This is a genomic window from Pirellulales bacterium (genome assembly GCA_019636335.1).
GTDB lineage: Bacteria > Planctomycetota > Planctomycetia > Pirellulales > JAEUIK01 > JAHBXR01.
In genome coordinates this window covers 89095-115210 of sequence record JAHBXR010000008.1, presented here as the reverse complement: position 1 = coordinate 115210, position 26116 = coordinate 89095, and the positions used below count along the sequence as shown (strand labels likewise).

22 protein-coding genes are annotated in these 26116 nt (G+C 64.8%); 15 read left to right on the top strand and 7 right to left on the bottom strand.

Translation table 11 applies throughout. The features are described 5' to 3' along the window. Positions 1–161 precede the first annotated feature (161 nt). The 4 genes from KF708_10265 to KF708_10250 all read left to right on the top strand — a co-directional run bounded on the left by KF708_10265 (position 162) and on the right by KF708_10250 (position 3201). On the top strand, positions 162–1010 hold the full coding sequence (locus tag KF708_10265) for a PEP-CTERM sorting domain-containing protein (protein MBX3413060.1): 849 nt from the start codon (positions 162–164) through the stop codon (positions 1008–1010). Between the two features lie 231 nt (positions 1011–1241). Then, the gene (locus KF708_10260; protein MBX3413059.1) at positions 1242–1631 is read left to right on the top strand and encodes a hypothetical protein; all 390 of its coding nucleotides are present in this window, start codon (positions 1242–1244) and stop codon (positions 1629–1631) included. A gap of 60 nt (positions 1632–1691) precedes the next feature. Then, entirely contained in the window at positions 1692–1871 is a 180-nt protein-coding gene (locus tag KF708_10255; GenBank protein MBX3413058.1) for a hypothetical protein, read from the top strand. A 367-nt stretch (positions 1872–2238) separates the two neighbouring features. Next, positions 2239–3201, top strand: a complete 963-nt coding sequence (locus KF708_10250) for a sphingomyelin phosphodiesterase (protein ID MBX3413057.1) — start codon at positions 2239–2241, stop codon at positions 3199–3201. Positions 3202–3231: 30 nt separating this feature from the next. On the opposite strand, the gene KF708_10245 is transcribed toward KF708_10250, so the two are convergent. Next, positions 3232–3651 (bottom strand): metallopeptidase family protein, encoded by a 420-nt coding sequence (locus KF708_10245; GenBank protein MBX3413056.1) that lies wholly within the window; start codon positions 3649–3651, stop codon positions 3232–3234. Between the two features lie 428 nt (positions 3652–4079). Here KF708_10245 and KF708_10240 point away from each other — a divergent pair, with 428 nt between their 5' ends. Beyond that, positions 4080–4961, top strand: a complete 882-nt coding sequence (locus KF708_10240; protein ID MBX3413055.1) for a glycosyltransferase family 2 protein — start codon at positions 4080–4082, stop codon at positions 4959–4961. Here the strand turns inward: KF708_10240 and wecB are convergent. Next, positions 4944–6122: a UDP-N-acetylglucosamine 2-epimerase (non-hydrolyzing) gene (gene wecB / locus KF708_10235; GenBank protein ID MBX3413054.1), complete on the bottom strand. Its 1179-nt coding sequence runs from the start codon at positions 6120–6122 to the stop codon at positions 4944–4946. The two genes, KF708_10240 and wecB, sit on opposite strands and share 18 nt — an antisense overlap. 350 nt (positions 6123–6472) lie before the next feature. On the opposite strand from wecB, the gene KF708_10230 reads away from it, so the two are divergent. From KF708_10230 to KF708_10215, 4 genes are all read left to right on the top strand, one after another. Continuing rightward, entirely contained in the window at positions 6473–7750 is a 1278-nt protein-coding gene (locus tag KF708_10230) for a Gfo/Idh/MocA family oxidoreductase (GenBank protein ID MBX3413053.1), read from the top strand. 82 nt (positions 7751–7832) lie between these two features. Then, positions 7833–8594, top strand: coding sequence for a HEAT repeat domain-containing protein (locus KF708_10225; GenBank protein MBX3413052.1), 762 nt, complete (start codon positions 7833–7835; stop codon positions 8592–8594). Between the two features lie 240 nt (positions 8595–8834). Then, positions 8835–9530, top strand: coding sequence for a class I SAM-dependent methyltransferase (locus tag KF708_10220; GenBank protein ID MBX3413051.1), 696 nt, complete (start codon positions 8835–8837; stop codon positions 9528–9530). Between the two features lie 62 nt (positions 9531–9592). Continuing rightward, entirely contained in the window at positions 9593–10267 is a 675-nt protein-coding gene (locus KF708_10215) for a polysaccharide biosynthesis/export family protein (protein ID MBX3413050.1), read from the top strand. Between the two features lie 21 nt (positions 10268–10288). Here KF708_10215 and KF708_10210 read toward each other — a convergent pair whose 3' ends face one another. The 3 genes from KF708_10210 to KF708_10200 form a co-directional block, all read right to left on the bottom strand. Further along, positions 10289–16288: a S8 family serine peptidase gene (locus KF708_10210; GenBank protein ID MBX3413049.1), complete on the bottom strand. Its 6000-nt coding sequence runs from the start codon at positions 16286–16288 to the stop codon at positions 10289–10291. Positions 16289–16625: 337 nt separating this feature from the next. Further along, positions 16626–17996 (bottom strand): MFS transporter, encoded by a 1371-nt coding sequence (locus KF708_10205; protein MBX3413048.1) that lies wholly within the window; start codon positions 17994–17996, stop codon positions 16626–16628. A gap of 168 nt (positions 17997–18164) precedes the next feature. Further along, the gene (locus tag KF708_10200) at positions 18165–18515 is read right to left on the bottom strand and encodes a hypothetical protein (GenBank protein ID MBX3413047.1); all 351 of its coding nucleotides are present in this window, start codon (positions 18513–18515) and stop codon (positions 18165–18167) included. Between KF708_10200 and KF708_10195 the strand changes: the two genes are divergently transcribed. Together KF708_10195 and KF708_10190 are read left to right on the top strand one after the other, a co-directional pair. Beyond that, entirely contained in the window at positions 18496–19458 is a 963-nt protein-coding gene (locus KF708_10195; protein ID MBX3413046.1) for a deoxyhypusine synthase family protein, read from the top strand. The two genes, KF708_10200 and KF708_10195, sit on opposite strands and share 20 nt — an antisense overlap. Positions 19459–19579: 121 nt before the next feature. Beyond that, the gene (locus KF708_10190) at positions 19580–19936 is read left to right on the top strand and encodes a winged helix-turn-helix transcriptional regulator (GenBank protein ID MBX3413045.1); all 357 of its coding nucleotides are present in this window, start codon (positions 19580–19582) and stop codon (positions 19934–19936) included. On the opposite strand, the gene KF708_10185 is transcribed toward KF708_10190, so the two are convergent. Beyond that, positions 19908–20834 carry a phosphatase PAP2 family protein gene (locus KF708_10185; protein MBX3413044.1) on the bottom strand — a complete coding sequence of 309 codons (927 nt, stop codon included), beginning with the start codon at positions 20832–20834 and terminating at the stop codon, positions 19908–19910. The genes KF708_10190 and KF708_10185 overlap by 29 nt on opposite strands. A 327-nt stretch (positions 20835–21161) precedes the next feature. On the opposite strand from KF708_10185, the gene KF708_10180 reads away from it, so the two are divergent. Then, the gene (locus KF708_10180) at positions 21162–23021 is read left to right on the top strand and encodes a glycosyltransferase family 39 protein (protein ID MBX3413043.1); all 1860 of its coding nucleotides are present in this window, start codon (positions 21162–21164) and stop codon (positions 23019–23021) included. Continuing rightward, positions 23018–24010 (top strand): glycosyltransferase family 2 protein, encoded by a 993-nt coding sequence (locus tag KF708_10175; GenBank protein MBX3413042.1) that lies wholly within the window; start codon positions 23018–23020, stop codon positions 24008–24010. Before KF708_10180 ends, KF708_10175 begins: the two co-directional genes overlap by 4 nt. A 94-nt stretch (positions 24011–24104) precedes the next feature. Here KF708_10175 and KF708_10170 read toward each other — a convergent pair whose 3' ends face one another. Continuing rightward, a complete protein-coding gene (locus KF708_10170; GenBank protein MBX3413041.1) occupies positions 24105–24623 on the bottom strand; it encodes a hypothetical protein in 519 nt (172 codons plus the stop codon). Positions 24624–24894: 271 nt separating this feature from the next. Between KF708_10170 and proC the strand changes: the two genes are divergently transcribed. Both proC and KF708_10160 read left to right on the top strand, forming a co-directional pair. Then, a complete protein-coding gene (gene proC / locus KF708_10165) occupies positions 24895–25737 on the top strand; it encodes a pyrroline-5-carboxylate reductase (protein ID MBX3413040.1) in 843 nt (280 codons plus the stop codon). Positions 25738–25858: 121 nt separating this feature from the next. Next, positions 25859–26110, top strand: coding sequence for a hypothetical protein (locus KF708_10160; GenBank protein MBX3413039.1), 252 nt, complete (start codon positions 25859–25861; stop codon positions 26108–26110). The last annotated feature ends 6 nt before the right edge of the window (positions 26111–26116 follow it).

The following is a 26116-nucleotide window of genomic DNA, read 5'->3' as shown; positions in this document are numbered from 1 at the left end:
GAACCGGCATCCCGGTTGCTTATCCCCTTCGCCGGAATCGCGATCGACGGCACGCGAGGGCAATGCGCGTGCGCCAATCGGAACTCCCAAGCAGCGCGCTCTGCACAGGGATGGGCACTACGCCCCGCGGTTCGACATCTGCGCTTCGAAAGGCAGCAAATATGAAGCAACGAACTTTCGTCTGTACGGCCTGTGCCGCGCTACTGGGCTGGGCGGTGCTCGCACCGCTGACCGCCGCGGCCGCGCCTGTCCTTCTCGAGGACAACAATTCGAGTCTGGTCATCGACACGTCGTCCCCCTTCGCTGGGGCGTTTGACTGGCGCATCGACGGACTGAATCAGCTCAAGCGACAGTGGTTCTGGTATCGCATCGGCGACTCCGGTCCCGAGTCGGCGATCGACACGCTGTTGCAGGGTCCTGCCGGCGCCACCGATACCAATTTCGATGGCGAGCTCGACACCTACTTCGTGCGTTACCTGGGTCCCGATTTCACGCTCGATCTGCGTTACGGCCTCAACGGTGGCACGAGTGGCAGCAACTCGGGCTCAATGTCGACCGACATCATCGTCACGAACACCGGTTCCAGTGCCTTGTTCTTCAATCTCTTTGCCTACAGCGACTTCGACGTGAACGGCACGATTTTGAATGACACGGTGCAGTTCGTGAACGCGAACGCGGTACGTCAGAAAGATGGCGTGACGGTGCTCGAAGCGGCCTACTCGCCCCCCTCGGCCCATCACGAAGCCTCGTATTCGGGATTCACGTTGGCCTCGCTGCTCGACGGCGGTCCGACGACGTTGAGCGATCTGCCGCCAATCGCGGCGCCCCCCATGGGCCCCAGCGATCTGACCTGGACGCTGCAGTGGATTCGCAAGATCGACCCGGGTCAATCGATGCCGATCAGCATGGGGACGACGGTCTCCGTGCCTGAGCCGAGCACGCTGGTGCTGTTGCTCGGCGGAATCGCCAGCTTCGGTCTGTGGCGTCGTCGCCGCGCGACGCACGTCTAGAACGTGAAGAAGTAGTTACGGCCGCGGGCAGGGAGCCCGCGGGTGTCGAGTCGGTCTTTCCCGGAGGGGCGGGAAACGTGGACCGAACGCTGACAGTTCGCCTCAGGGATCGGATTCGCAGTGACACCGCAATCGCAAACTGAACTGGTCCTGGGTGCGGCCGCACCGGCCACATCCCGGGAGACAAAGCTCGGCAATCCTGGGCAATGCGTCGTCGTCTCATCCGACGCGATGCGTTGTGAGACGCTGGCCCGTGCCGCGGCCAGCGGGGGGTGGCGGACCATCCGCTGCCGCACGGCCGAGTCGGCTCGCGGGACAACCGAGCGGCTGCATTGCCAACTGGCAATCCTCGATGTCGAGGCCGCCAGTTCGGGATGTGATGCGGAAGAGTTGCGAATCCTGGTAGAGCAGTTGGCGCGGGAAAACGACTTGTTGCTGTTGGTCTGCGGCAACGAGCGTGACCCGCGCGAAGAGATTTGGGCTCGCCAGTTGGGGGTGTGGCTCTACTTGCCTGGCGTCGTCGCCGGGCCGGAGCTGACCACCCTCTGCAGCGAGGCCCTCGACGTTGCCGAGCGGCTGGCGAACCGTCCCCCTTCGCCACCCTGGGCCAAGGCTGTGTAAGTACCGATCGAAAAGCACCGTCCCCGCGACGCCACCCACGAATAAAGAAAGGCTAATGACATGACCTATAGCAACCTGAACAACGAGTACGAATCCTCTTCGCAAGCTGACTACGGCCGTGCGGACAGCTTCGAGAAGTTGAAGAACCGCCGTCGATCGAACAACTACTCGCGTGCTGGCAATCGCCCCAGCGCCTTCAACGGAATGCACCGCCGTCGCCGCAAGCGCGTGGCCTGGTAGTTGCCGCGGAGAGGTTGACCTTGGCTCGTCGCGCCGAGCGAATCTGCCGTGTCGCTCCGCGACGTGTGGCCTTGAGGTGGCTTTCCGACCGCACGAATTAACCACCGCGGCCCCTGCCGCGAAGATGCCGTTTCCCAAGCTTGGGCCTTGCCCCGCGCCCACGCGGTGAGCTTCGCTCGCACCGAGCGAACCCGAGAAATACCGAGCCCGCCGCAAGACCGCAGACTCGCGGCCGGGCCACGGCGTGCTTCCCAAGTTGAGGTCCGAAGGGCCGTCTCTCGCTCGCCGCGAGACGGCCCTCTGGCTTTTCATCTCCGGCCCAAGCAAGATGTTGCCATTCACGCCGGTCCTTTGCGGAGAACTTCCGATGCGGATTCCGTTTGCTTCTTCGTGCTTGCTGTGTGGCGCCGTGCTGGTCGGTCTCACACTGGGTAGCTTGCCCGCGTCATCCCACGCCGCGGAACCCGAACGCAAGCTGCGCGTCATCTCGTACAACGTGCAGTTCCTGCCCGGCATCGCCAGCATTGCCAACAGGCGGAAGGATCCCGCCTACCGCGCCAAGACCATCGGCGAGAAAATGGCGAGCTTCGACATCGTCGGGCTGAACGAAGTCTTTGAGCATCGTCCGCGCAAGACACTGCTCGAAAGTCTGGAAAAAGGTTGGGACGGCAAGATCTCGTCGGTCGTCAGCCCGGATCCCGAAGACAAACGGTTCAACGGCGGGCTGGCCATCGCCACGCACTATCCCATCGTCGCGTCGCACGTGCTGACCTATTCCAAGGGGAGTTCGCCAAAAGACTACGGCCTGCAGGCCGATGGCTTCGCCGCCAAGGGGGCACTGCACGCGCAGATCGCGCTTGAAGGCGACCGCGCCGACTCCCCGTCTGTCGATGTCTTTGTCACGCACCTCGAGAGCAAGAGCGACGAGATCCGCCGCCTACAGTACACCGAGCTGGCCGGTTTCATCCGCGAACACTCGTCGCCAGACCGACCCACGCTGATCCTGGGTGACATGAATACGCGGGGGAATCCATCGTATCAGCAGGACTCTGCCTCGGCCTATAACCAGATGATAAAGAACTACGGCGCAGCACGGGGCGAGAACAAGCTTGTCGATCTGTGGCCTCATCTGATGGGTGAGGCCCTGGGAGGCACGAACGAACAGGAATCGACCGAGATCGGCAATCGCATCGACTACGTGATGTTCTCGAATCCCACGCAGGGAGGCTTGCAGCTTGTGCCCAAGTCGATCCAGGTGAATGGCTATCTCGACGAGCGCGTCGGAGCGTTGTCCGACCACTCGGCCGTCGAGGCCGAATTCGTCTGGTAGCCCGTCTCGCGACGCGACCGCGATGGGGCTTCAGCCCGGCAGTTCGTCCGACTCGCCCTGATCGAATGGGCTGGGACGCTCCTCGAAGAAGTCGAGATCTTCTTCCGAATACCCGAAGTGATGCGCGAGCTCGTGCAGCACGGTGCGGCGCACCTCGTAGGCAATCTCGGCCCGGCTGCGGCACGCTTCTTCGATCGAACGCTGGTAGAGCACCACGCGATTGGGCGTCGGAGCGCCGTACTCCTGCTCGGTGAGGGGTGAGCCCTGGAAGAGTCCCATCAAGGCCTCTCCCCGACGGATCCCCAGCTCGCGTAATACATGCGCGGGGGGAGTGGGCTCGACATCCACGACCACATTCTCCATGCGCTCGCGAAATGCCTCGGGAAGTTCCTCGATGGCTTGCTGCACCAGCCTGCAGAAGTCGTCGAGAGAGAGCCGTGGTCGGGGCATGATTTGCTGCTCCTGCCTGGGGCGTCGCCGAATCCTTCGCTTGCACGCGCGTGCTACGAGCAGTGTAGCATTCGCCCGTCTCCTGGTGACGTGGCAACCATTCTGGCAGCGAGTCGTACTTTCGCGGACATTGCCGCGAAAAACCTCCAGGATCGTTTCGCGATGAGCCGATGGACTTCGCGTACCCCGACACATGGGAGGGGGGTCGCATTCACTACGGCGCAAGCGGCGCGTGCGCAGTAGAAGCAGCTCGTGGCACCACGTGTTTGCCGCGCTGGCAAGCTAGCACCGCCATGCCGATTTCTCTTGACCCTCGGTTGTAACGGCTGCTATACCGCCCCCCGCGTGAAAACGATCGATGGTCGTTTCACGAGTGTCGAGTTGTCCCTTGAACCCAACGCCCTTGCGCCGTAGGACATCCAGCCCGCATGAGCGTCGAAGGCGATCCAAAGCGGCAGGCCACGGCCACCTCGCAGCGTTCGGCCGCGGCGAACCGAACGCCCGACGTCGACATCGGCGTCATCTATACGCACGAGCAGCAGTACATGCCTCGCTTGCTCGAGACGATGGCGATCTCGGGCGAGGGGCTCTCGATGCGGTTGATCCTGGTCGACAACCGTGCCGATAGTGTCGAGCCGTGGCTCCGCTATTTCCCCCAAACGCTGGTGCTGCGCAACGAGACCCGGCTGGCGTACGGTCCGAATCTGAACCGCATCGTCGAGGCCTCGACCGCTCCCTTCGTGTTGCTGCTCAATACCGACATGTACTTCGAGCCGTCTGAGCAGTGCCTCGCGCGGATGGTGGCCTTCATGCGCGAGAACCCCGATTGCGGCGTGGCCGGCTGCCGCATCTACCGTGCCGACGGCGGCTACGCCCATCCCGCTCGTCGACATCCGTCCGTCTCGGTGATCCTGGGACGCCGTTTCGGTCTGGGGCGTTGGCTGCGCCACAGCATCGATAACTATCTCTACCGCGACCGACGCTCGACCGAGAGCTTCGACTGCGAGTGGCTCTCGGGCTGCTTCATGCTCGTCCGACGCGAGGCCTTTGCCGACGTCGGGCTCTTCGACACGCAGTTCGTCAAATACTTCGAAGACGTCGATTTCTGCCTGCGCATGAACCAGGCGGGCTGGCGCGTGATGTTCCATGGTGGAACGTCGTGTTACCACGTCGAGCAGGGTGCCAGCCGGCGTTTTCTCTCTCGCGATGCCATGCGGCATGGTATGTCCTACCTGCGCTGGCTGCGCAAATGGGGCATTGCGCCTCGATATGCCCCCGAGCCGACCGCCCAGCTAGGTCGTGTGGCCTGAGAATGCCGCCACGCGTGCGGCAGTTTGTTCCGGGCGAAGCACGCTCAACTGGGCCAGCAAATTCCGGCAACCCTGCACGATTCGTTCTGCCGCGCGACCATCGCCATACGGACTGTGGGCCCGCTGCATGCTCCGGTAAACTGCGTCATCGCCGAGTAGTCTACTAGCGGCATGTACGATTCTGCTCGCTACTGTCCCGACCAGACTCGCTTGACCGGATGCGATCGCTTCCGGCCGTTCTGTGACATCTCTCAGGACCAGCACCGGCTTGCCCAGGGCCGGCGCCTCTTCCTGTACGCCTCCCGAGTCGGTCATCACGAAATGACATTGCGCCAGCGCGGCTACAAATTCGCGATAGCCGAGCGGCTCGCAGAGCTGCACACGCGCCACGTCGCCAAGTCGTTGCTCGACACAGGTCCGCACCGCCGGATTCGGGTGCAGCGGCCAGACAAAACGAACGTTATCGTAACGGCTGGCCAGCGTCTCGACCGCCTGGCAGATTCGTTCCAGCGGTGTTCCAAAGCTCTCGCGACGATGCGCCGTGATGAGAACCAGACGTTCCCCCGGCGCTAGCCACGGTGCGAAGATTCTCTCGCGACGTGCCGTCGCACGCAGCGCGTCGATCACGGGATTCCCCGTGACGAGGATCGAACTCCCTGGCACGCCTTCGGCCAGGAGCGTGTGTTGCGCGGCGCTAGTCGGTGCGCAGTGCAAGGTCGCGAGCCGCGTCGTCAGGACACGATTCAATTCTTCAGGAAAGGGTGCGGCAAGATCTCCCGTGCGCAGGCCGGCCTCGACGTGGACGACGGGCACTCGTCGCGCCACGGCCGCCAACGCCGCGGCCATGACGGTCGTCGTATCGCCGGCGACAAGGACCAGGCTGGGTCGCACGACCGCCAGCACGCCATCGATGCCGTCGAGCAGACGCGAGGTGAGCTCCCCCAGCGCCTGGCCAGGCCGCATCAAGTCGAGATCAAAGTCCGCCGCGATGCCAAACGTCGTCAGCGCGTCGTCCGCCAACTCGCGATGCTGCCCCGTGTGCAGGAGGGGGCAGTCGGCCCAAGCCGTTCGCCGCAGGGCCTGAATGACCGGCGCGAGCTTGATCGCCTCGGGACGCGTGCCGATCACCGGCAGGACAGTGGCTCGTTGGTGGCGCCTCATGCGCGCGAGTTTCCGGGATCAGTGGTCAGTGGGGCGCGTGCTCGCTTTTGCCCTGGGGTGGCGATTCTACGGCGTGGGGCCAAAAGGCCAAAGGCGAACGGCGTGCGTAAGTGAGGTTATCCCCCCGATCAGTACCGGCCGAAGGCCCCCAGGCTACCCGAGCGGGGGCGAGGGGGCATTTCGGCTGGCGCAAGCTTGCAATCACCGGGAGAGCTAAAGACAATGGCAGCCAACACTCCCGTCGCCGGCGCGTGCGCTCCTTTTCGAGGGTCCTGCGGTCCCTGAAAACTTCGTGTCCGAGCGACGATTCTCGCATGCCATCCCTTGCCTGAGAGGCGATTCACGTGACGTTGTTCAAGAAGCCGAATCGGCGCCGTTTCTTGCAGACCTCGGCCGCGACGCTGGCCGCTCCCACGATTGTGCCCGCCACGACCTTCGCCAAAGGCCGCCGTCCGGCCCCGAGCGATCGCGTGGTGGTCGGCTCGATCGGCACGGGCGATCTGGGGCGCCGCCATCACCTGCAGCACAAGCTGCTGCCGAATCCGCGCATCGAAGTGGCCGCGGTGTGCGACGTCGATCGCAACCATCGCGACATGGCCGCCGAAGACGTCTACAAGGCCACGGGCCGCCGCGTCGGCGTCTACCGCGACTTCCGCGATCTGTGCGATCGCCAGGACATCGATGCGGTGCTCGTTGCCACGCCCGACCATTGGCACGCCCTGACGGCGATCTACGCCATGGAGTCGGGCAAGGATGTGTACTGCGAGAAGCCCCTCTCGCTGACCATCGCCGAAGGTCAGGCGATGGTGAAAGCGGCCCGCCGCTACGGCAGCATCGTGCAAACGGGCAGCCAGCAGCGCAGCGACGATCGCTTCCGTCTGGCCTGCGAGTTGGTGCGCAACGAGAAGATCGGCAAGCTGCAGCACGTCGATACGCGCATCGGCGGCATTGATGCGGGGCAATGGCAGCCGTCGACCACGCCGCCGCCGGAGTTGGACTGGAACTTCTGGCTCGGTCCCGCGCCGTACGCCGAGTACGCTGCCAACCGCGTCCACTACCAGTTCCGCTGGTTCTCCGATTACTCGGGGGGCAAGATGACCGACTGGGGCGCCCATCACAACGACATCGCGCAGTGGGGCATCGGCTCCGACGGCAGTGGTCCGGTCAAGGTCTTGGGCACGGCCACCTGGCACGAGCAGGGTCCGCACGACGTGCCGGGCGAGTTCGACGTGAAGTACACCTACGACAACGGCGTCGTGCTCGAGTGCCATTCGCAGGGCGAAAACGGCATCAAGTTCACCGGCACCGACGGCTGGGTCTTCGTCAGCCGTGGCAAGATCGAGGCCTCGGACCCGCAACTGCTGAAAACCGAATTCTCGAGCGACGACACGCGCCTGTACGTCAGTCGCGACCACCACCACAACTGGCTCGACTGCATCCAATCGCGCGAGCTGCCGATCTGCGACGTCGAGATCGGTCACCGTTCGGTCACGATTTGTCACCTGGGCAACATCGCCTTGAAGCTGGGACGCGAACTGAAGTGGGACCCCACCGTCGAGCAGTTTGTCGACGACGACCAGGCGAACCGGCTGGCGTCGAAGCCGATGCGGGCCCCCTGGCACCTGTAAGGCTCGCGGAACACCCTCTCGGCGCGCCCTCGGGCGCTGTCTTCACGCACACGCATTCCCGCTGGGGATCTGAAAGGGACACATGGAAACGATTCAAAGCCTGGTCGAGAAGTTGGGCGGCGCCGATCCGGCGCAAGATTTTCGGGCCTACTACGGACTGTGGCAGATTGTGGCGGCGGCCGGTACGCCCGGCAACGACGCCGAGCGTTCGAAGGTGGCGCAAGAGTTGGCCGCCGAATTGAACGCGGAGAAGGAAACGACCGACGGCGAAGGCAAGAAACATAAGTCGGTCAAGTATTCGCCCGCCGTGCGCGGACGTATTGCGCAATTGCTGGCCTGCGTGGCGGCCGAGTCGGAAGTCGAGTCGCTGCAGAAATCGCTCGGCGACTTCGAGACCCGCGAGATGGCCCGCTGGGCACTCGATCGAACGCCGTGTGCCCCGGCCACGGCGGCCCTGTCGGCGGCGGCTTGCGACGGCGTCGGACCCGAGTTTCGCGTGGGGGCGATCAACGCCCTCGGCCGTCGTGGGGGCGCGGAGGCAGTCGCCGCGCTGACCAAGGCCTCGGCCGATCCCGATGCCGAAGTGCGGCTGGCCGCGATCGAGGGCCTGGCCCTCATCGGAGACGCCGCCGCGGACAACGCGGTCGCCGCGGTGATGGCCGATCGCGCCGCCGATCCGCGGGCCTGGCGCAGGGCCTTGAAGGCGCGGCTGCGCTTGGCCGAGACGCTGGCCGCCGCCGGCGACAAGGATGGCGCCAAGAAGGTCTTTCAAGCCGTGTTGGCCTGCGACGCCGACGAACCGCAGTCCGCAGCGGCCCGTCTCGGTCTGTCGAAGCTCGGGTAACCGTCAGAACCGGCCCTCCCAGGTTGGTTTTCTCTTCAACTTTGGGCGGTGCTGCGCGCAAGCGATCTTGCCCTGTCGCGGTAGTCTCGCTAACTTGCGGAGAGTTTGCACCCCCTAGGGGGTGGCCATTGGCCGAGTTCGCGTGTCCCGGAACCGTGGTGGACGTCGGCCCCTGTGTGAGCAAACGCCGTACGATTCGGCCCTGCCCCTTGCTCCGTCTAACTTCCGAGGTGCCCATCGATGTGGCTGCGAAACCCGCGCTTCCAACGTTTGATTGGAGGCGGCATTCTCGAACGCATTTCGATCGGCGCCGTCGCCCGCATGGAATTGATGAGCCTGTCCGGCCACAAAGAGCCGTCGGTGCTCAATCTGATTCGCGATATGCGCCGCAAACGGCGCTCGCTCACCACGGCGAACGAGGCCTTCTTGTGCCACACGATCGCCCGGGCACAGAGCCGCCTCGACGGCGCCATGGCCGAAGTGGGCGTCTACGAAGGGGGGACGGCGCGGATGATCTGCGAGGCGAAGGGAGATCGCGCGCTCTACCTGTTCGACACGTTCGAAGGGCTGCCCGAGCCGACCGAGTCGGAAAAGCAGGTCCACCGCGAGCATCAATACACGACGAGTTTCGAGCGCGTGAAGAAGTTTCTCGAACCCTACTCGAACGTACATATGTACAAGGGGTACTTTCCGGCCACGGCGGGCCCGATCGAGAACCTGAAGTTTTCGTTCGCCAACTTCGACGTCGACCTCTACCAGAGCACGCTCGACTGTTTGAACTTCTTCTACCCGCGCATGCTGCCCGGCGGCATCATGCTCTCGCACGACTACTCCGTGCTGGCAGGCGTGCGTCAGGCCTTCGCCGAATTCCTCGAAGGCAAGCCCGAGGATATCATCGAGCTGCCCACCACGCAGTGCATGCTGATCAAGCGCTAAGACCAGCCTGCAAGCTTCAGCCGCACGACAAAAACTGCTCTCATCGAGTCATGGAAGATGACATGTTGCAGAGGTTTTCTCCGCGAGTGCGTTTTTCTCTCGTGAACTTGTTGTTTCTGGTGTTTGGCATCGCGATCGGCTTTGCCGCCAACGTTCGCACGTGGGAATTGCTCGTCGGTTTGGCGGCGAATGAAGCGTACCGCACCTCGTTGCCCGACTATACGATCCGGCCCCCCGATGTCATCCGCGTCGCTATCACGAGCAGTGCTTCGCACGCCACGGTGTCGGGCGAATACCTCGTCACTCCCGACGGATCGGTGAATCTCGGCTTCTTGGGATCGGTCCCGGTCGCCGGCAAGACGATTTCCGAAGCCCAAGCCGCCATCCAATCAGCGGCCAAAGCGCGGCTCACCGAGCCGCAAGTCAACGTCGATGTTTACGGGTACAACAGCTCGGTTTACTACATCGTCGAGCAGGAGCCGGGCCGTGGCGATTTCGTGACTCGGCTCCCCATTACGGGCAATGAAACGGTGCTGGACGCCGTCGCCCAGATCGGCGGAATCCAAACGCCTGAACGGACACGTGTCTGGATCTCGCGCCCGTCAGCCAACGGAGTCGGAGCCGCCCAGGTGCTTCCCTTGGACTGGAAGCAAGTTTCTCAAGGCACGACGACCACGACGAACTACCAGATCTTGCCGGGCGATCGCGTCTTCATCGCTCGCGCCGACGTGCCGTAGGTCACGTACGGGCCGCGCGACCTACGGGACGTTCACGTCGGTGAGCGTTTCGCCGGGCTCTTCGTCGGCGATGAGATCCAGCAGCAGATCGTAGAGGAACCAGTCGAGCGCGCCGTGGCCGGCGAGCGTGTCGATCGCGTCGTCGGCCAGCGCCGTCACTCCGGGTACGAGCGTCACCGAGCCATTCAGACCCCCGGCGAGCGTGCCCGCGATGTGGGCCACGCGGTCCTCGTAGAGATGCGTCGAGGTCCATTCCGCGTGGAGACTGACGAGCGCGGCCACGTTCGAGTCGAACGTGGTGTTGTTGCCGACGAGCAGATCCTCGTCGGCCGAGCCGTCGAGCACGTCGGCGCCGGTGCCGCCGAAGAGCAAGTCGTGTCCGGCGCCGCCCACGAGCGAGTCGTTGCCTTTGACGCCACTCAGGATGTCGTTGCCGAGGCCGCCGAGCAGGGTGTCGTTCCCTTCGTTGCCGTCGGCGCCGCCGAAGAGCAGGTCGTCGCCGGCGCCCCCCTCGACGCGATCGTTGCCCGTATGAGCGAAGATCTGGTCGTTGCCTGCTTCGCCGAAGAGCGAATCGGCGCGTCCTTCGGCGCCGTCGCCGCCATCGCCGAAGATGGTATCGTGGCCATTTCCGCCGAAGATCGTATCGCGGCCCCCTTCGGTGCCGTCGCCATCGCCGTAGAGCAGGTCGTCGCCGTCGCCGCCGACGATCGAGTCGGCTCCTTCGTTGCCGTCAGCCGAGAGGGAGCTGTTCAGATCGCCCCGTAGCGTATCGTTGGCGCCGCCACCCAAGAGCGTGTCGCCGTGTCGTCCACCTTCGAGGAAGGCGGGAATCGTGACCAGCGCCGCCGCATCGAGGCGATCGTACCCGGCGTGCCCCTGGGCATGGACATTCGTGATGCCGGTGAAGGTCAGCAACTCCCCCACGGCATGGCCCCCTATCGAGACGGTGCGGACTTCGACCACCCCGGGCGCCGTTTCTTCGAATTCGACCACGTCATCGCCGCCGCTCCCTTCCCACTCGACGATCGATCCGACCTGCTCCACCCGGTAGACGTGGATCGCATGCGTGGCAAACGCGCTGACGCCTCCATCGCGATCGGTCACGCGCACCCCGACGTTCCAGGTGCCGACGCTGAAGGCATGCGAAAGGATCACCGACGTCGAACCGTTCGTCGTTTCGTCGACCGTGCCGTTGCCGTCCCAATCGAACTCGTACGTAAAGCTCGAGGCCTGATCGATCGGTCCGGCGTCCGCCGCCGTCGCGGTGAAGGCATGCAGCACGCCAGGCTTCGATACATGAGGGCCGGTGAGCGTCGCCACGGGCGGGGCGTTCAGAATGGCAAGCGACACGGGGGCCGAATCGGTCACGCCCCCGTCGTCATCCTGCACGCGCACCTGGATCTCGATCGCGGCCGGTCCATCGTCGAAGCCCCAGGCGAGCAACTCGGCCCACGTGACGACAACCGATGCGCCGCTCGCATCGTCGAACTCGCCATCGCCGTCGAGGTCCCACAGATAGGTCAGCGGATCGGCCTCGCCCGCGGGATCAGTGCCCGTGGCGGTCAGTGTCACCGTGCTCCCCTCGGCAATTTGGTAGGGGCCCCCCGCGTCGGCCGACGGCGCCGTGTTGTGTACCGTCAGCAGGACCATGGCAGACGTCACGATGTGTCCCGCGCCATCGTCGACGCGCAGCCGGACCTCGTGCGAGGCGGGCCCATCGGCGATGCCCAGTGCCACAAGCGCGGACCAGGGGACGACGGGGTTCAGCCCCGTCGCGTCGTCGAAGATCTCATCGCCATTGAGATCCCAGCTATAGCTGAGCACGTCATCCAGATCGGGGTCGGTCGTCCCCGTGCCATCGAGCGCGAGCGAATCCCCTTCGGCGATCTCGTAGGGGCCACCGGCGTCGGGCACGGGTGGCGCATTGTGTTGGTTGCCAAAATCGATTCCCTCGACGATCTCGCCCGCGGCCAGCATAACCGTGTGCGTGCCGGGCCCGACGATTTCACCGCCGCCGCCAGGCGTTTTGAGCGCCAGAATGGCTTCGCCGAGCGCCAGCACGTCAACGCGAGGAAAGTTCAGCCCGGTGTTCGTGACGTTGTCGTCTTCGTCGTCGCCGTCGTTGATCGTGACACCGGTCGACTGCAATAACGAGCGGAATTCGGCAAACGTGAGTCGTCGTCCGAGTTCTTGCACGGCCAGTTGCTGCGCGAGGACGGCAATGCCGGCGATATGGGGCGCCGCCTGGCTCGTGCCCGAGTAGTTGGAGGTTCCGCCCGAGGGCCCCGCGCCGGTAATCACCGCCCCGGGCGCGAAGACGTCGAGCAACGTGGCGTGTCGTTGCGAGAAGCTGGTGATGCGATCCGGGCCGGTGGTGAAGTCGCGCGCGCCGCTGCTGAAATTGAAGGAGCCGGCGTTCGAGTCCCACACGGCCCCCACCGCCAGCGAATTAGGATCGGCCGCGGGATAAGAGATTCCCGGCGTGCTGTTATTCGTATAAAAGGCATTGCCGGCGGCGGAAACGACAATCACGTTCATCGCGGCCAGCGCCGCCAGTTCGTCCCCCAGGCCGTAGGCCGTGGCAGCCGAGGTATAATTCGTGTCGTCTCCCAAGGACATGTTGACGCTGACGATGTTGTACGTGGTGGCATTCGCGATCACCCACTGCAGGGCGTCTTCAACGTCGCCAAAGCTGCCCTCCCCCCCGGCGTTCGAGAAGACCTTGAGCGCGATAATATTCACGGCGGGCGCCATGCCGCCGAACGTGCCGCTCTGCGAAGCGACGATGCTGGCCACATTCGAGCCGTGTCCGTTGACGTCGCTGGCGTTCGAGTCATTATCGGCGAAATCCCAAGCGTAGACGATGCGATCGGCCACACCGTTGCTGTCGGCGTCGGGCCCGAAGAACGGATGATCGAGATCGATGCCCGTGTCGATGATGACCGAGGCGAAGCCGCTGCCATTGATACCAGCGAAGCGCGGATCGGTCCGGAAGGCCGGCAAATTGATCAACGGCGACGAGACGTTCAAACGCGGCACGTTCCCCAGCGTCGGAGATGAACTGACCAACTCGCCCATCACCTGCATCGGCGCGGTGGAACCGGTCGTCGTGATCGGGGGAATGTCTTGTCGCGCTTGTTGCCCGCTGCCGGCCGATTCGCTTCCGCCTTCGTTCGGCGTCGGGTAGGTTTGCGTCCAGCCGGGCTTCATCAACTCGGCCACGACGTAGCTGCCGGCCGGCAACTCGACAAAGGCGTAGGCGCCGTTCTCGTCCGTGGTGGTCGAGGGCTCGAGGTACGTGATCTGGAGCGACCAGCTTACGAGCGTGCCCACGTCGATGCTCGCGTCGTCCGTGACGCTTAACGTCCAGGTGCCACCGGGATGGAGTCCATCGAAGAGCGAGAGGAGACCCTCGGGCCGGTACGATCCGCTAAAGGGGGCCGTGCCCGCGGTGATCGCCACCGATGCCTCGTCGTCGAGCGTCGTGCCGGTGAAGTTCTGGCCGTTGCCGCCAACATCGGTGAAGAGCTCGACTTGTGCTCCGGTCGGACCGATCAGAAAGACGTCGAGGTCGGCCGCGTAGGTGTGCTGAATGGTGAGCGTCACGTTCACGTCGACGACCGTGCCGAGCTGCGCGACGACGTCGAGCGTGGACGTCACCGTGGTCAGATTGGGAATGGCCACCGGTACGTTGGCCGACGTGACCGTTTGCGTGTGCGTGTCGAACGCGCCGTTCTCGTTCAGATCGAGAAAGATGGTCCAATCCGCAAGCCCCGGCTCCCCTTCGTTCCAGGCGCCATCGCCGTTGAGATCGTTCCACTTCGAGCCGCGGATTTCGCCCGGTGCGTTGTTCACGATCGTGAACGTGGCGGTGTACTGGTCGTCGGGCGATTCGCCGGGCGTCGCATCGTTGTCCTGGTCGAGGGCGAAGCCGTCATCGGCGTCCAGGAGGTCGGGTCCCAGTACGAGCGTATACGCGCCCACCGCGGATTGTGCATTAAACGAGACACGCAACGTGTTCTGATTGAGCCAGGCGAAGCCGGTCAATTCGGCCGCGAGATCTCCCGTCGGGCCGGTGAAGCTGACAACATCCAGGGCCAGCGAGAAGCTCGCCTGATCCATCGCCTCGCTGAAGTTGAACTCGAACGAGTCCCTGGGACCCTCTAAAGAGCCGATGGGAGAGGACGATACGATCCGCGGCGGCGCGGGGCCCGTGGGGGCCGCCGTGCCATGGAGCTTGAGCGTCCAATTCGTCCACGTGCCGACGTCCGCGGCTGCTTCGTCCGCGACCTTGAGCGTCCATTGTCCGAGCGACGACTCGCCCCAATGATGCGTCGAGCTGAAGGTCCAGCTCGCATAGTGGTCGTTCGGATCGTTATGGGGCTCGGCCAGGATCGATTGCGTACCGTCGGGCGAGGTGAGCACGACGCGCAAGTCGCCCCGAAAAGTATGCGACGCCGTAAAGACGACTTCGACGCGTTCGACGACGAGATCGTCGGTCACGTTGATCGACGAGGTAATGCCCGCGGTGCTGTTGTCTGGAATCGCCAGTCCGACGTTCGTCACGGGCGAAACGAACGAGGTCTCGGGCGCGACGGTTGTCCAGGTCGTGGCCGCGGCGACCGCGGCGGCGGCATCGACCGCGCCGAACCCGTACTTGTGATTGACCGGCCGTCCGGCGCCGTTCGTGGCCCAGCCCGGGTCGGCCGGATGGTTTTGCGCCGCGGTGTCGACCAGGATGTACTGCACGTCGCGGTAGGTGAGAGTCGGGTTGGCCTCGAGCATGAGGGCAATGACGCCTGCCACGAGGGGTGCGGAGGACGAGGTGCCTCCAAAAAGGTTGGTGTATCCGCCGCTGGTCGTGGTAGTGGTGATGCCCGCCCCCGAGCCGCTCGAGTACGACGTGACGAGAATCGAGGCGCCAGGCTCGCTGTAGGCGGCCTGCACTCCGTTGTGATCGATCGCCGAGACGGCAATCACGAAGCGGCTGCTGGCATACCCGTCGTAATTCACGTTGTCCTGGTAGGTCAGGCCGTTGCCCGCCGACCAGACGTAGATGCTGCCTAGTCCTCCCCGTCCGGTGGTGACACCGTTTTGCAGGGTGGCGCGCGTGAGTGGCCCCGGCCCCGCCAGACGCTGGCCGTCGTCAAGCGGCCCCCAGCTATTCGTGTAGATGTCGATCGTCTGAGCGGCGTACGACAGGGCGGCCGCCTCCTGCGAGTCGGTGGTCGCCGCGCCGGTCAGACGCAGCGCGGCGAGTTGCGCGTTGGGGGCGGCGCCGGTAACGCCGATGCCGTTATTGCCGCGCGCCACGGCGACCCCGGCCACCGAGGTGCCGTGCGAGTCGCCGCCGAGTTGCTCCGGATCGAGATCGTTGTCGTTGAAGTCGAAACTGGCCGACGCAAGATACTGCGTGGTGAGATCGGGATGCGTATGCTCCAGCCCGTCGTCGACGATCGCGATGACGACGCCTGTGCCCTGCGCCGTATCCCAGGCGCTCGCAAGGTTGGCATCGGCCCCCGGCGTGCCTCCCGACTGGCCCGTGTTCTGCAGATGCCATTGGTCCGCAAAGAGGGGATCGTCGGGCGTGAAACGCCCCTGCTGCTGCTGGGCAAAGACGGGGACGATGCTCGCGAACTCCGCGGCGCCGATCAACTTCGCCACGGCGCGGCTGAAGGGCATCTCGGCCCCGAAGTCGACGAGCAGCGTATCGGGTGCGTAGTCCAACGTACGAACCGCGAGTATCTCGCCCCCACGAGCCAGGTTCGCGGCAAGCGACTTGGTATCGAGCGATGCTCCGGACGAATCGCGTCCCAGCGTGGCGAGCCACTGCCCGGTGTAGACCAACTTGGTTTCGATGGCCGGGGCGGCGGTGGTGGCGATCGCTCGGCCAGCGGCGTCTTTGAGCGAGCCGGTCTCGCTGTTGTTTTGCCACCAGTCGGCGGTGCTGCCCGGCACGAGCGCGTTGGCCAGCACCGCATAGGCAGGCAACTGGTCGAAGGGGGTAACGCTCAGCAAGCGGCGCTGCTCGAGCGATTCGCCCCGCAGTGATCGCGCGTGCGAAACATCGAATTTGCCGCGTCTCGGCCATCCCGATCGGCGCGCGGCGTTCCCCTTCGCAAGGCGCGATGTTGGCGCCGCTGGCATCGATGGCCTCACGAAAGCGTAAGAGCAGGAATCGGGGGGAAGCGACTTGCCATCCAAGCGGGCATCCGAGCCACTGTCGACGTCAAGCTCGTCCGCACGCGAAGCACCCGCCAGGGCGCACAAGCTCCCCGTGCGAAACATTTTATTCGCGGCCCCCGACGACGCAAGAAAAGCTTTGGGCCGCCCGTGCGTGCCTGCCCGCCACGCGTCACGCCGAGCTGGCTTTGCCGCGCAGCCAGCTACGATCGAAAACCGTTCCCGTGGGATTCAGCAGCAGCCAGCAAAGTCCGGCGGCCAGGTACAATCCGGCGAACAACGGCAGCACGAGATGCCAGCCCCCCGACCAGTCGACGACGAGCGGGACCACCAAGGGCAGTACCAGGGCCCCCAGGCTGCCCGACATGTTCATCGTGCTGAATACGGCGGCCACGTGGCGCCCCCCCATGTCGATCGTCAGGCTATAGGAACAGGGCCCGGCGGCGGCCGCACAGAACGAGCCTGCGCTGATCAATAGCACGGCCAGCAGGGCGTTGTCGACCGGATAAGCCGCCAGGATGAAGGCGGCGCAGACGAAGACGCTGACCGTGCTGAGCCATTGCCGCGCCATACGGAGACTGCCCGTGCGTACGAGGAGCCAATCGGACAGGCTCCCCCCCAGCACGCTGCCGACGACGACCGCGATCAGGGGCAGGCTCGTCAGCCATCCCGATTGGGCAATCGAGATGCCTCGACTCTCTTGTAGATAGGTGGCGAACCAACTGGCGAAAAAGATGTAGCCTGCTGCGCGGAAAAACTGTTGGCCATTGATGGCCCACATGGCGGGGCTGGTGAGCAACGCCAACCAGGGGATCGGTTCTTTCCTGGTGGGCGCCGCGGCGCTCGAGGCAAGCTCGACGTTTGTCTCGGGCATGAGCAAGCGGCGCTCGGCGGCGTTCACGCGCGGATGGTCGGCCGGTGCATCGCGAAACCAGAAGTAGAACCAGAGCGAGAAGAGCAGCCCGGGCAGGCAGAACAAGTAGTAAGTTTCTCGCCATCCGACGTCGACCACCAGCCACCCCGCCAAAGCGACCCCCAGGGCGCCCCCGACCGACATGGCGGCCGAGAGGGAGCCGCTGGCCAGCCCACGCCGGTTCAAGGGCAACCATACGGCGACCGAGGTCGTGGCGCAGGGAAAGACCCCTGCCTGGGCGGCTCCCATCAGCGAGCGCGCCGCCAACAGGCCGACAAAGCCATGCCCCCAACCGATCATGCCCGTTGCCAGCGACCAGACGACGGCGAGCAGGGGCAGCGTGCGGCGAGTACCCCAATGGTGCGCCAGCCAGCCCGTGGGAAGTTGAAAGATGGCATACGTCAGAAAGAAGGCCGACATGACGCGTCCCATCTGCTCCTTGCTCAGGCCGAGTTCGGCGCGGATGGTGCTCTCGGCCACGCCGATCGAATTGCGCTGCACGTAGGCGATGATGGCGAAGCCGCACAGCGCCGCCAGGACCAGGTAGCGGGTCAGCGTGGGGCGCGCGGCCGTATCGTCGGGGCCGTGCGACGAGTGGTCGGTGGCTGCGGATGAGGTGGATTCGGTCACGCGGAGACCATGTGGCCTGGGCTGCGGGGCGGCATGCGTCGTACGAGATGTCTTTCGACGGTCGGCGAGGGCAGGTCGAACTATCGCCCCGTTTCGTGTCGGACGCAAGCAAGTTGCCGTGGGGGCGGGCCTCGTGCCGCGGTCGTCGGCCGGCGCTGCGCGGTGGCTCTAGTCCTTTTCGGTGCGATGCTTTACGATGAGCGCGTGCCGCGAGGGAGTCGCGGTGGACGAAACGCCAACCGGGAACGGATGCCTGCCATGACCCGCGACGACGCGCGCCTGCGAAACGAATCGTCCCACAGTGCCACGAGCTCGTGTCGCGCAGCTTGCCCCGTCTGTGGTGGCGCCGTCACCGAGATTCGGGCCAAGCTCGTCTGTACGCACTGCCACACGATCTGCGAAACCTGCTGCGACGGTGGTCGCGCCGGTTAGTTCGCCACGGCCCTTTTCCTGATCTTGCCCGCTACGCCGATTCGCTTGTTCGACGAGGAGAAGTTGGATGTCGATCTCGAAGTTCATGGACCACAACTTTCGGCACTTCAACGCGCGCGAGACGGTCGCCGCGGCGCAGGCCTGGAAGGATCACCTCGCCGCCGGCAACAAGATGCTCGTCTCGCTGGCCGGCGCCATGAGCACGGCCGAGCTGGGCATCTCGCTGGCCAAGATGATTCGCGCGGGCAAAGTTCATGCCATCTCTTCGACGGCCGCCAATCTGGAAGAAGACATCTTCAACCTGGTGGCGCACGACGAGTACCGCATGGTGCCCGAGTATCGCGACCTCTCTCCCGCCGACGAGGTCAAGCTGCGGGACGAAGGCTTCAACCGCGTCACGGATACCTGCATTCCGGAGACGGTCATTCGACATCTCGAGTCGAACCTGACCCGCTTCTGGCAAGAAGCGGCCGGCAAGGGAGAGTCGTACTTTCCTTATGAATACTTCTACCGGCTGATCGAAGACCGCGTGCTCGACGAGCACATGCAGATCCCGCGCGAAGATTCCTGGGTCGTGGCGGCCTACGAGCGCCAATTGCCGATCTACACGCCAGGCTGGGAAGACTCGACGCTGGGCAACATCTTCACGGCCCGCGTGATTGAAGGAAAAATCAAGACCCACGCCGTCATCAAGAGCGGCACGCAGCAGTTGCAGCACTTGGTCGAGTGGTATCGGCACACGCTCCAGGAAGGCACCATCGGTTTCTTCCAGATCGGCGGCGGCATCGCGGGGGACTTCGCCATCTGCGCCGTGCCGCTGATGATCCAGGATCTCGAGCTCGACATTCCTTACTGGAGCTACTTCGCGCAGATCTCCGATTCGACGACGTCGTTCGGTTCCTACTCGGGCGCCGTGCCGAACGAGAAGATCACCTGGAACAAGCTGGCCGAAGATTCCCCCCGCTTCATGATTAACTCCGATGCGTCGATCGTGGCGCCGTTGATCTTTGCCTACGTGTTGGGTGAGTAATCGATGGCGATCCGGCCGGCGCGCCCGGTCACAACGCGAACAGACCAAGGCCGACTCGATCACTGCGACAAACCGCCGGCGACCGCACGTCGCCCGCGGCGATGAACTCGGAGCGGCGCCGATGGAAGATCGCCTGGAATCGGACAAGTGCTCGGTGTTTCTCAAGGCACTGGCCGATCCGCAACGCCTCAAGCTCGTGCAATGCCTGCAAACGCGGGCGCAGAGCGTGACCGAGTTGGCCGACGAGCTGCAGGACGAGCTGCGCAACGTCTCGCACCATCTGGGGGTCTTGAAGAACGCGGGACTCGTCGAATCTCAACGGTCGGGCCGACAGATGATCTACACGCTGGTGCCCGGAGTGTTGCGTCCCGCGCAGTCGCCTGAGGTCCACGATTCGCTCGATTTGGGCTGCTGCCGCCTGGTCTTGGGCCCCACCGAGCCGCAAGAGATCAAGCCACTGCGCGGTCGCGGCGATTGAACGGACGGGCTGCCGCGTCGCGTTGCGCCGGGGGCTCGGCATCGACCAGTTTTTCCTGCGCGGTCGAGTCGAACTGCGGCTCTCGCCACTCATCTGCGCGCGACAGATGCGGCACGGGGATCACCTCGGTGCGCAGGTACAACTCGTCGATCGCCTGCGGATCGCACGTCACCTCGCGAGGTTCCTCGAGGCGGCAAAACCATCGGTCGATTCGTCTGCTATGCAGACAGGTGGTTGCCACGATCAGGCCGAGGATGGCCCCCGTGTAAACATCGCTGACGAAATGCGCGCCGTACGCGATGCGTTCCAGCCCCACGAGCACGGCGCCCCCCAGAAACAGAACGCGCCCGCGGGGATAAACCCAGGCGAGTGCCAAGGCCAGCCCGACGGCGGTCGCCGTGTGCGCCGAGGGAAAGCTTTGTATCGCGCTGGGCGAGTGGACCCCTGGCCACCAGCCGACGAAGGTCGAGGCCATGTCGGCCGGATCGAACGAGCCCGTCACCGGACGGTAACGCCCCACGATCACCTTGAGCGCATCGGCCACCATGCCCGCTCCGATGGCCATCGTCAGCATGCGTGGCGTGCGCCGCAGGTTCTGCGGATCGAGGCGCCAAATAAGCGCCACGATCAAGAGCACGCTGATTCCATTGCCAAACGGCTCGGCCACGGCGAGTAACTCTTCCAACGGTTCGGGGTGGCTGTGGTTGAGCGCATAGACCGCCACTGGGCCGTCGAGCCAGAGCCAGCCGGCCAGCACGCACGCCAGCAACACACCGATGAGAGCGGCGCAGCGCAGCGCCACCGAGGTAGCAACCCACGAGGGTAAGGCCGTCGACTGGAGAGACGTATGAAACATGTCGGCCAGCGCGGGCCGTGGGCGATCGACTCGATGCGCCATCGAGATGAATCCTGCGAAGAGAAATGGATGAGTTGGCCGTTCGTCAGAGTCGACGAGCCGCGAACGCGGTGCCAACGGCGGGGCGGATTCTAGTGAGATCGCAGGGCTGAGAAAACGCCGTTTCGCGACACCCCGCAGCGCCGCATCTGAAGGCAGAAAAATGCTTGCGATGCGTGCTGCAACCCTGGCGGCGATGCTAGCACTTCGGTGAAGGCTTTTCCGAAATGACGTTGCCCATTTTTGCGAGGCACTTCTACACTACGCGGCCCACGCGGCTCCCTCGCCGCGCCGTGCTGTGAAATTTTTCCTCGGCCGCGAGCTATCGTCATGTCGCGTCTCGTCTGGCACCACGTGTGGATCGTGTTGGCGGCAGCCGCCGTGTTCTTCACGAATCTTGGCGGCGCGGGCCTGTTCGACGAGGACGAGCCCAAGAATGCCTCGTGCGCGCGAGAGATGCTCGCGCGGGGGGACTGGGTCGTGCCTCGCTTCAACGAGGAACTGCGGACCGACAAGCCGGTCTTGCTCTACTGGCTGACGATGCCGGCGTATGCCTGTTTCGGCGTGTCGGAGTTCAGCGCGCGCCTGGCTTCGGCCGTCCTGGCGCTGGGCACGGTACTGGCGACTTATCACCTGGGTCGGATTCTGTTTCGCGCCGAAGTGGGACTCTGGGGCGCGCTCGCGTTGACCAGTGCGCTGAGCTTCGATGTTGTGGCCCGGGCCGCCACGCCCGACTCGACGTTGATCTTCTTCACGACGCTCGCGCTGTGGACCTATGCCTGGTCCGTCTCGCGACGAGTGGAGAATGTCTGGCAGCGCGGGGACGAACTGCCGCTCGATCGTCTTGCCGATCCGCTCACGGCGCTGGATGTGGAGTTCGCGGCGATGCGATCGTTCGCCCCGCACGCCTGGTGGGGGGCCGTGTTGCTCTACGCCGCGATGGGGTTGGGCGTATTGGCCAAAGGCCCCGTGGCCGTGGTCCTGCCGACCGCCTGCCTGGGCCTGTTCCTCCTGGTGGTAAACACCCCCTGGCTGACGGCCGAGGGCTTCGGAATCGGACGTCGCGAGAAGCTCCGGCTGTGGATCCTGCGCGCCGTGCGCCCGCTGGCTCCCCGGCGCATTGGGCGGGCAGCGTGGACGCTCCGCCCCGTGACCGCGGTGCTCACGGTCGCGGCGGTGGCTCTCCCCTGGTATGTCCTGGTCGGCCTGCGCACCGATGGCGCGTGGCTGGCGGGCTTTCTGGGCAAGCACAACGTGGGACGCTTTGTCACCTCGCTCGAAAACCACGGCGGGCCTTTCTTCTACTACCTGATTGTCCTGGCCATCGGCTTTTTTCCCTGGTCGATCTTCTTCAGCCTGACCGGCATTCACGTGCATGCTCGACTCCGCTCGCGGCATCCGTGGCGAGCCGGCTATCTGCTGTTGTTGTGTTGGCTGGGCATGTATCTCGTTTTCTTTTCGCTCGCCCGCACGAAGTTGCCCAATTACATCCTGCCCGCTTATCCGGCGCTGGCCCTGTTGACGGGCGCCTTGATCGAGCAATGGGTCGCCGAACCGGCGGCGCTTTCGCGCCGGTTGGTCCGTCTGGCGCTGGGGACCTTGGGGCTCGTCGGAGTCGGGCTGCTCGTCGGACTGCCGATTGCGGCCTACTTCGTGCTGCCCGGCGAGGCGATGATCGGGCTCGTCGGCGTGATACCGCTCGTCGGCGCGATCGTGGCCTATCGAGCCGTCTTGCGGAACGACACGGCCCGCGCGGCGACCGTGATAGCCATGAGCTGCACGCTGCTGGCGTGCGGCGTGTTTGGCTTCGCCGCGTCGCGCGTCGCGCGGCATCAGAACAGCCCCGCCCTGGTCGCCCTCGCGCGCGAGCAGGCACACGGCGCGCCCCAGCTCGCCGCCTTCGATTGCTTTACGCCGAGCCTGGTGTTCTACGCCCAAGGGCGCGTGACGCCGCTGGGAATGCCCGAGGACGTGGCAAACTTTCTGCACAGCGATCGGCGAGCCTATCTCGTGGCCCGGGTCGACAGCCTGCCCTTGCTCGAGCCCGTCTTACCGGCCGAGGTGCGGGTGCTCGCGCGCCAGCCACGCTTCCTGCGCAAGGGAGAGCTCGTGCTGCTGGGACGAGCTGGAACGAGCGTCCCGGCACTGGCGACCCCATCCCGTGCCGTGGCCGAGGAGTTGAAACGATGAGCGTCTCCGTGGTGGTGCCGATCTACAACGAGATCGAAGGGATCGACGCGCTCTACGCGGCGCTGCGCCCGGTGCTCGTGCGGCTGGGTCGTCCTTTCGAGATGATTCTGGTCGACGATGGCTCGACCGACGGTACTTCGGCCGCGCTCGATGCCCTGGCGTCGCGCGATCCGGCCGTCAAGGTGATCCATTTCCGCCGCAACTTCGGCCAATCGGCCGCCATGGCGGCCGGCCTGCACATGGCCCGTGGCGACGCGATCGTGACGCTCGACGCCGATTTGCAGAACGATCCCGAAGATATTCCGCTGCTACTTGCTGAGCTCGACAAGGGCTACGACCTGGTCCACGGCTGGCGGCGCGACCGTCAGGACGAGCTCGTACGGCGCAAGCTTCCGTCGCGCATCGCCAATTGGCTCATCGCGCGCGTCACCCATTTTCCGGTCCACGACCTGGGTTGCACGCTCAAGGCGATGCGCCGCGAGATCGCCGAAGAACTCGATCTCTACGGCGAGATGCACCGCTTCATCCCGATTCTCGCGCATGGGCGCGGAGCGCGTTGCGTCGAAATCGTCACGCGCCATCACCCGCGCCGCTTCGGTACCTCGAAATATGGCCTGTCGCGCACCGTGCGTGTCCTGCTCGATCTGCTGACCGTGAAGTACATGATCCACTACCTCGGCAGCCCGATGAAGCTGTTCGGTTTGTTCGGGCTGGCCTGCGGCGGGCTCGGCACATTGTCGGGAATGGCCACTCTGCTGATGAAGCTGGTCGGAGGCGTCGACATGACCGGCAATCCCCTGCTGCTGCTCACCAGCTTTGCGTTGCTGGCGGGGTTGCAGTTCATCGTGATGGGCATGCTCGGCGAGATCGGCGTGCGCACCTACTACGAGAGCCAGGGCAAGCGGCCCTACGCGATTCGCACGACCAAGAACTTCGAGCAATCGCTGGCCGTGGTGGCCGATTCGGTACCGGATGCCCGCGCCGCGTGAACCTCGGCCGAGCGTCGCTCGATCGAGATTGTGCCGCCGAACAAGACGCAGGGGGCGTGCGAACGAAGATTACGCGCCGATTTCGCGGTCCGTGTTAGAACATCTTGGGCCGCGGCTGAGCGAGCCATTCCTGTGGCGTGGCAGGTTCCTCTTCCTGGGGTGTGAAGAGCGAGCCGAACCAGCTCTTTTTTTTCTGCGGTTTGACCGGTTGCTGCCAGCCGGTGTTCTGCACGATGCGCGACTTTGTTTCCGTGCGCCGGATGCCGAACATGTCGCCGGTCGCGGCGAAAAATCGCTTCGTGTTGGTGCCCATGCGCCCCAGCCACGATGGTTTGCCCGCTGGCATCCGGTGGGCCTGTTTCGTGCTCTGCTTTGCCGACGATTCGACGGCCGGCGGGTGCATGGGCTTGCCGTCGATGATCGGCACGCTCGACGAGCCAAGCGTCTCCATAGCACTGGGGATCTCACTCTCGGAGCTGGCCGAACGCCGCTTGCCGGCTTGTTGCGAGTAGGCCACCGAGCTGACGGCGAATAGCGCGAGCAGACAGGCCAAGGCCGAACCGGCACGCACCGAACTGCCGGTACGAAGTGACAAGCGGTCAGTGAGACGCATTGCTTCGACCTTCCTCTGGCAGCGGCGGCGGCAGGCCCGCGCAAGCCAGATTCCGAGCATGGAAGAAACCTGTTCCAGAACGGCAGAGAAGAGGGGACGGAGTGTCGCAAATGGGGGCCACAGAATCCAGAGCGGTTTTGCTGCGCGCGGGCGCTAGCAATAGTGGCGTCGATTGTCGCTGCGGGGCGTTTGGCGTAGCATGTGGCCTGAAAGGTGGATCGCTCGTCCCCAGCAGGATGCGAGCGGACCTTGCGGCGTAGTCTTTCTCTGGATGTGGTGCGAAGTGGCAACGGCAGCGGTAGCACAGCGACGACTCGGCTTTTTGGGCGCAGGCCGCATGGCCACCGCCTTGGCGCAAGGCTTTCTGGCCCAGGGGTTGGCCAGCCAGCAAGCAATTCTGGCCGGCGAACCATCTCCGGCGGCCGCCGAAGAATTCGCGCGCCACACCGGTTGCCGCACCACGACCGACAATGTCGAAGTCGTCTCACAGGCCGACGTCGTCTTGCTGGCGGTCAAGCCGCAGCAGGTGACCGAGGTGCTGGCGGGCCTCAAGGGGCGTTGGCGTGCCGAGCAACTGGTGCTTTCGATCGCGGCAGGAGTCCGATTGGCGACGCTTGCCGATCTCATCGGCGCCGGCCCCCGACTCGTGCGCGTCATGCCGAACACGCCCTGCCTGGTCGGCCAAAGCGCCAGCGCCTATTCCTTGGGCGCTACCGCGACGCCGGACGACGCCGCGTTGGTGGCCACGCTGCTGGGCGCCGTCGGTCGGGCCTGGCAGGTGTCGGAGTCGCATCTCGACGCCGTGACGGGGCTGTCGGGCTCGGGACCGGCCTTTGTCTATGTGATGATCGAGGCGCTCAGCGATGGGGGCGTCCGCATGGGGTTGCCGCGCGATCTGGCCACGTCGCTGGCCGCGCAGACGGTGCTCGGCGCGGCGACGATGGTCCTCGAGACGGGGGAACATCCCGGCGTGCTCAAGGACCAGGTGACCAGTCCGGGGGGAACGACGATTGCGGGCCTGGCAGCGCTCGAGTCGGGCGGGCTCCGGGCGGCGCTCATCTCGGCGGTCGAGGCGGCCACGCGCCGCTCGCAAGAGTTGGGGCGTTCCGGATAAACTGAAGAGGGAGATTGGGTCCCCGCCCGGTGATCTCCGCGGCGCAACCGGCAAGGTGCTCGTTTCCGGCCGGCTGCCGCCAGATTGCACTCGCTTGGATTGATTTCTCGAGAGGTGTCGGATGTCGATTCTGTGCATGGTGGATGACAAGCACGTCCCCATCTACCGCGTCATGTGGGTCTCGCAATTGCCGCATTTCTGCGGCGCCGAAGATTGCGAGCGCGAAGGCCAGTACGAGGTGCGGCTCGAACAAGGGGAATCGGTTTGGGCTCGCCTCCACGAGCGCGACAAGCTGCTCGAGGCGCTCGAAGAATGGCAGGGCGGATTGGGGCCACCGCCCGACGATGACGTGCTCGACGAAGAGGACGAGTGACGTCAC

Bases quoted from the DNA above. Each gene is read 5' to 3' on its own strand.
- KF708_10265 (MBX3413060.1), top strand. From the start codon at position 162: ATGAAGCAACGAACTTTCGTCTGTACGGCCTGTGCCGCGCTACTGGGC.
- KF708_10260 (MBX3413059.1), top strand. From the start codon at position 1,242: ATGCGTTGTGAGACGCTGGCCCGTGCCGCGGCCAGCGGGGGGTGGCGG.
- KF708_10255 (MBX3413058.1), top strand. From the start codon at position 1,692: ATGACCTATAGCAACCTGAACAACGAGTACGAATCCTCTTCGCAAGCT.
- KF708_10250 (MBX3413057.1), top strand. From the start codon at position 2,239: ATGCGGATTCCGTTTGCTTCTTCGTGCTTGCTGTGTGGCGCCGTGCTG.
- KF708_10245 (MBX3413056.1), bottom strand. From the start codon at position 3,651: ATGCCCCGACCACGGCTCTCTCTCGACGACTTCTGCAGGCTGGTGCAG.
- KF708_10240 (MBX3413055.1), top strand. From the start codon at position 4,080: ATGAGCGTCGAAGGCGATCCAAAGCGGCAGGCCACGGCCACCTCGCAG.
- wecB (MBX3413054.1), bottom strand. From the start codon at position 6,122: ATGAGGCGCCACCAACGAGCCACTGTCCTGCCGGTGATCGGCACGCGT.
- KF708_10225 (MBX3413052.1), top strand. From the start codon at position 7,833: ATGGAAACGATTCAAAGCCTGGTCGAGAAGTTGGGCGGCGCCGATCCG.
- KF708_10220 (MBX3413051.1), top strand. From the start codon at position 8,835: ATGTGGCTGCGAAACCCGCGCTTCCAACGTTTGATTGGAGGCGGCATT.
- KF708_10215 (MBX3413050.1), top strand. From the start codon at position 9,593: ATGTTGCAGAGGTTTTCTCCGCGAGTGCGTTTTTCTCTCGTGAACTTG.
- KF708_10195 (MBX3413046.1), top strand. From the start codon at position 18,496: ATGTCGATCTCGAAGTTCATGGACCACAACTTTCGGCACTTCAACGCG.
- KF708_10200 (MBX3413047.1), bottom strand. From the start codon at position 18,515: ATGAACTTCGAGATCGACATCCAACTTCTCCTCGTCGAACAAGCGAAT.
- KF708_10190 (MBX3413045.1), top strand. From the start codon at position 19,580: ATGGAAGATCGCCTGGAATCGGACAAGTGCTCGGTGTTTCTCAAGGCA.
- KF708_10185 (MBX3413044.1), bottom strand. From the start codon at position 20,834: ATGGCGCATCGAGTCGATCGCCCACGGCCCGCGCTGGCCGACATGTTT.
- KF708_10180 (MBX3413043.1), top strand. From the start codon at position 21,162: ATGTCGCGTCTCGTCTGGCACCACGTGTGGATCGTGTTGGCGGCAGCC.
- KF708_10175 (MBX3413042.1), top strand. From the start codon at position 23,018: ATGAGCGTCTCCGTGGTGGTGCCGATCTACAACGAGATCGAAGGGATC.
- KF708_10170 (MBX3413041.1), bottom strand. From the start codon at position 24,623: ATGCGTCTCACTGACCGCTTGTCACTTCGTACCGGCAGTTCGGTGCGT.
- proC (MBX3413040.1), top strand. From the start codon at position 24,895: ATGTGGTGCGAAGTGGCAACGGCAGCGGTAGCACAGCGACGACTCGGC.
- KF708_10160 (MBX3413039.1), top strand. From the start codon at position 25,859: ATGTCGATTCTGTGCATGGTGGATGACAAGCACGTCCCCATCTACCGC.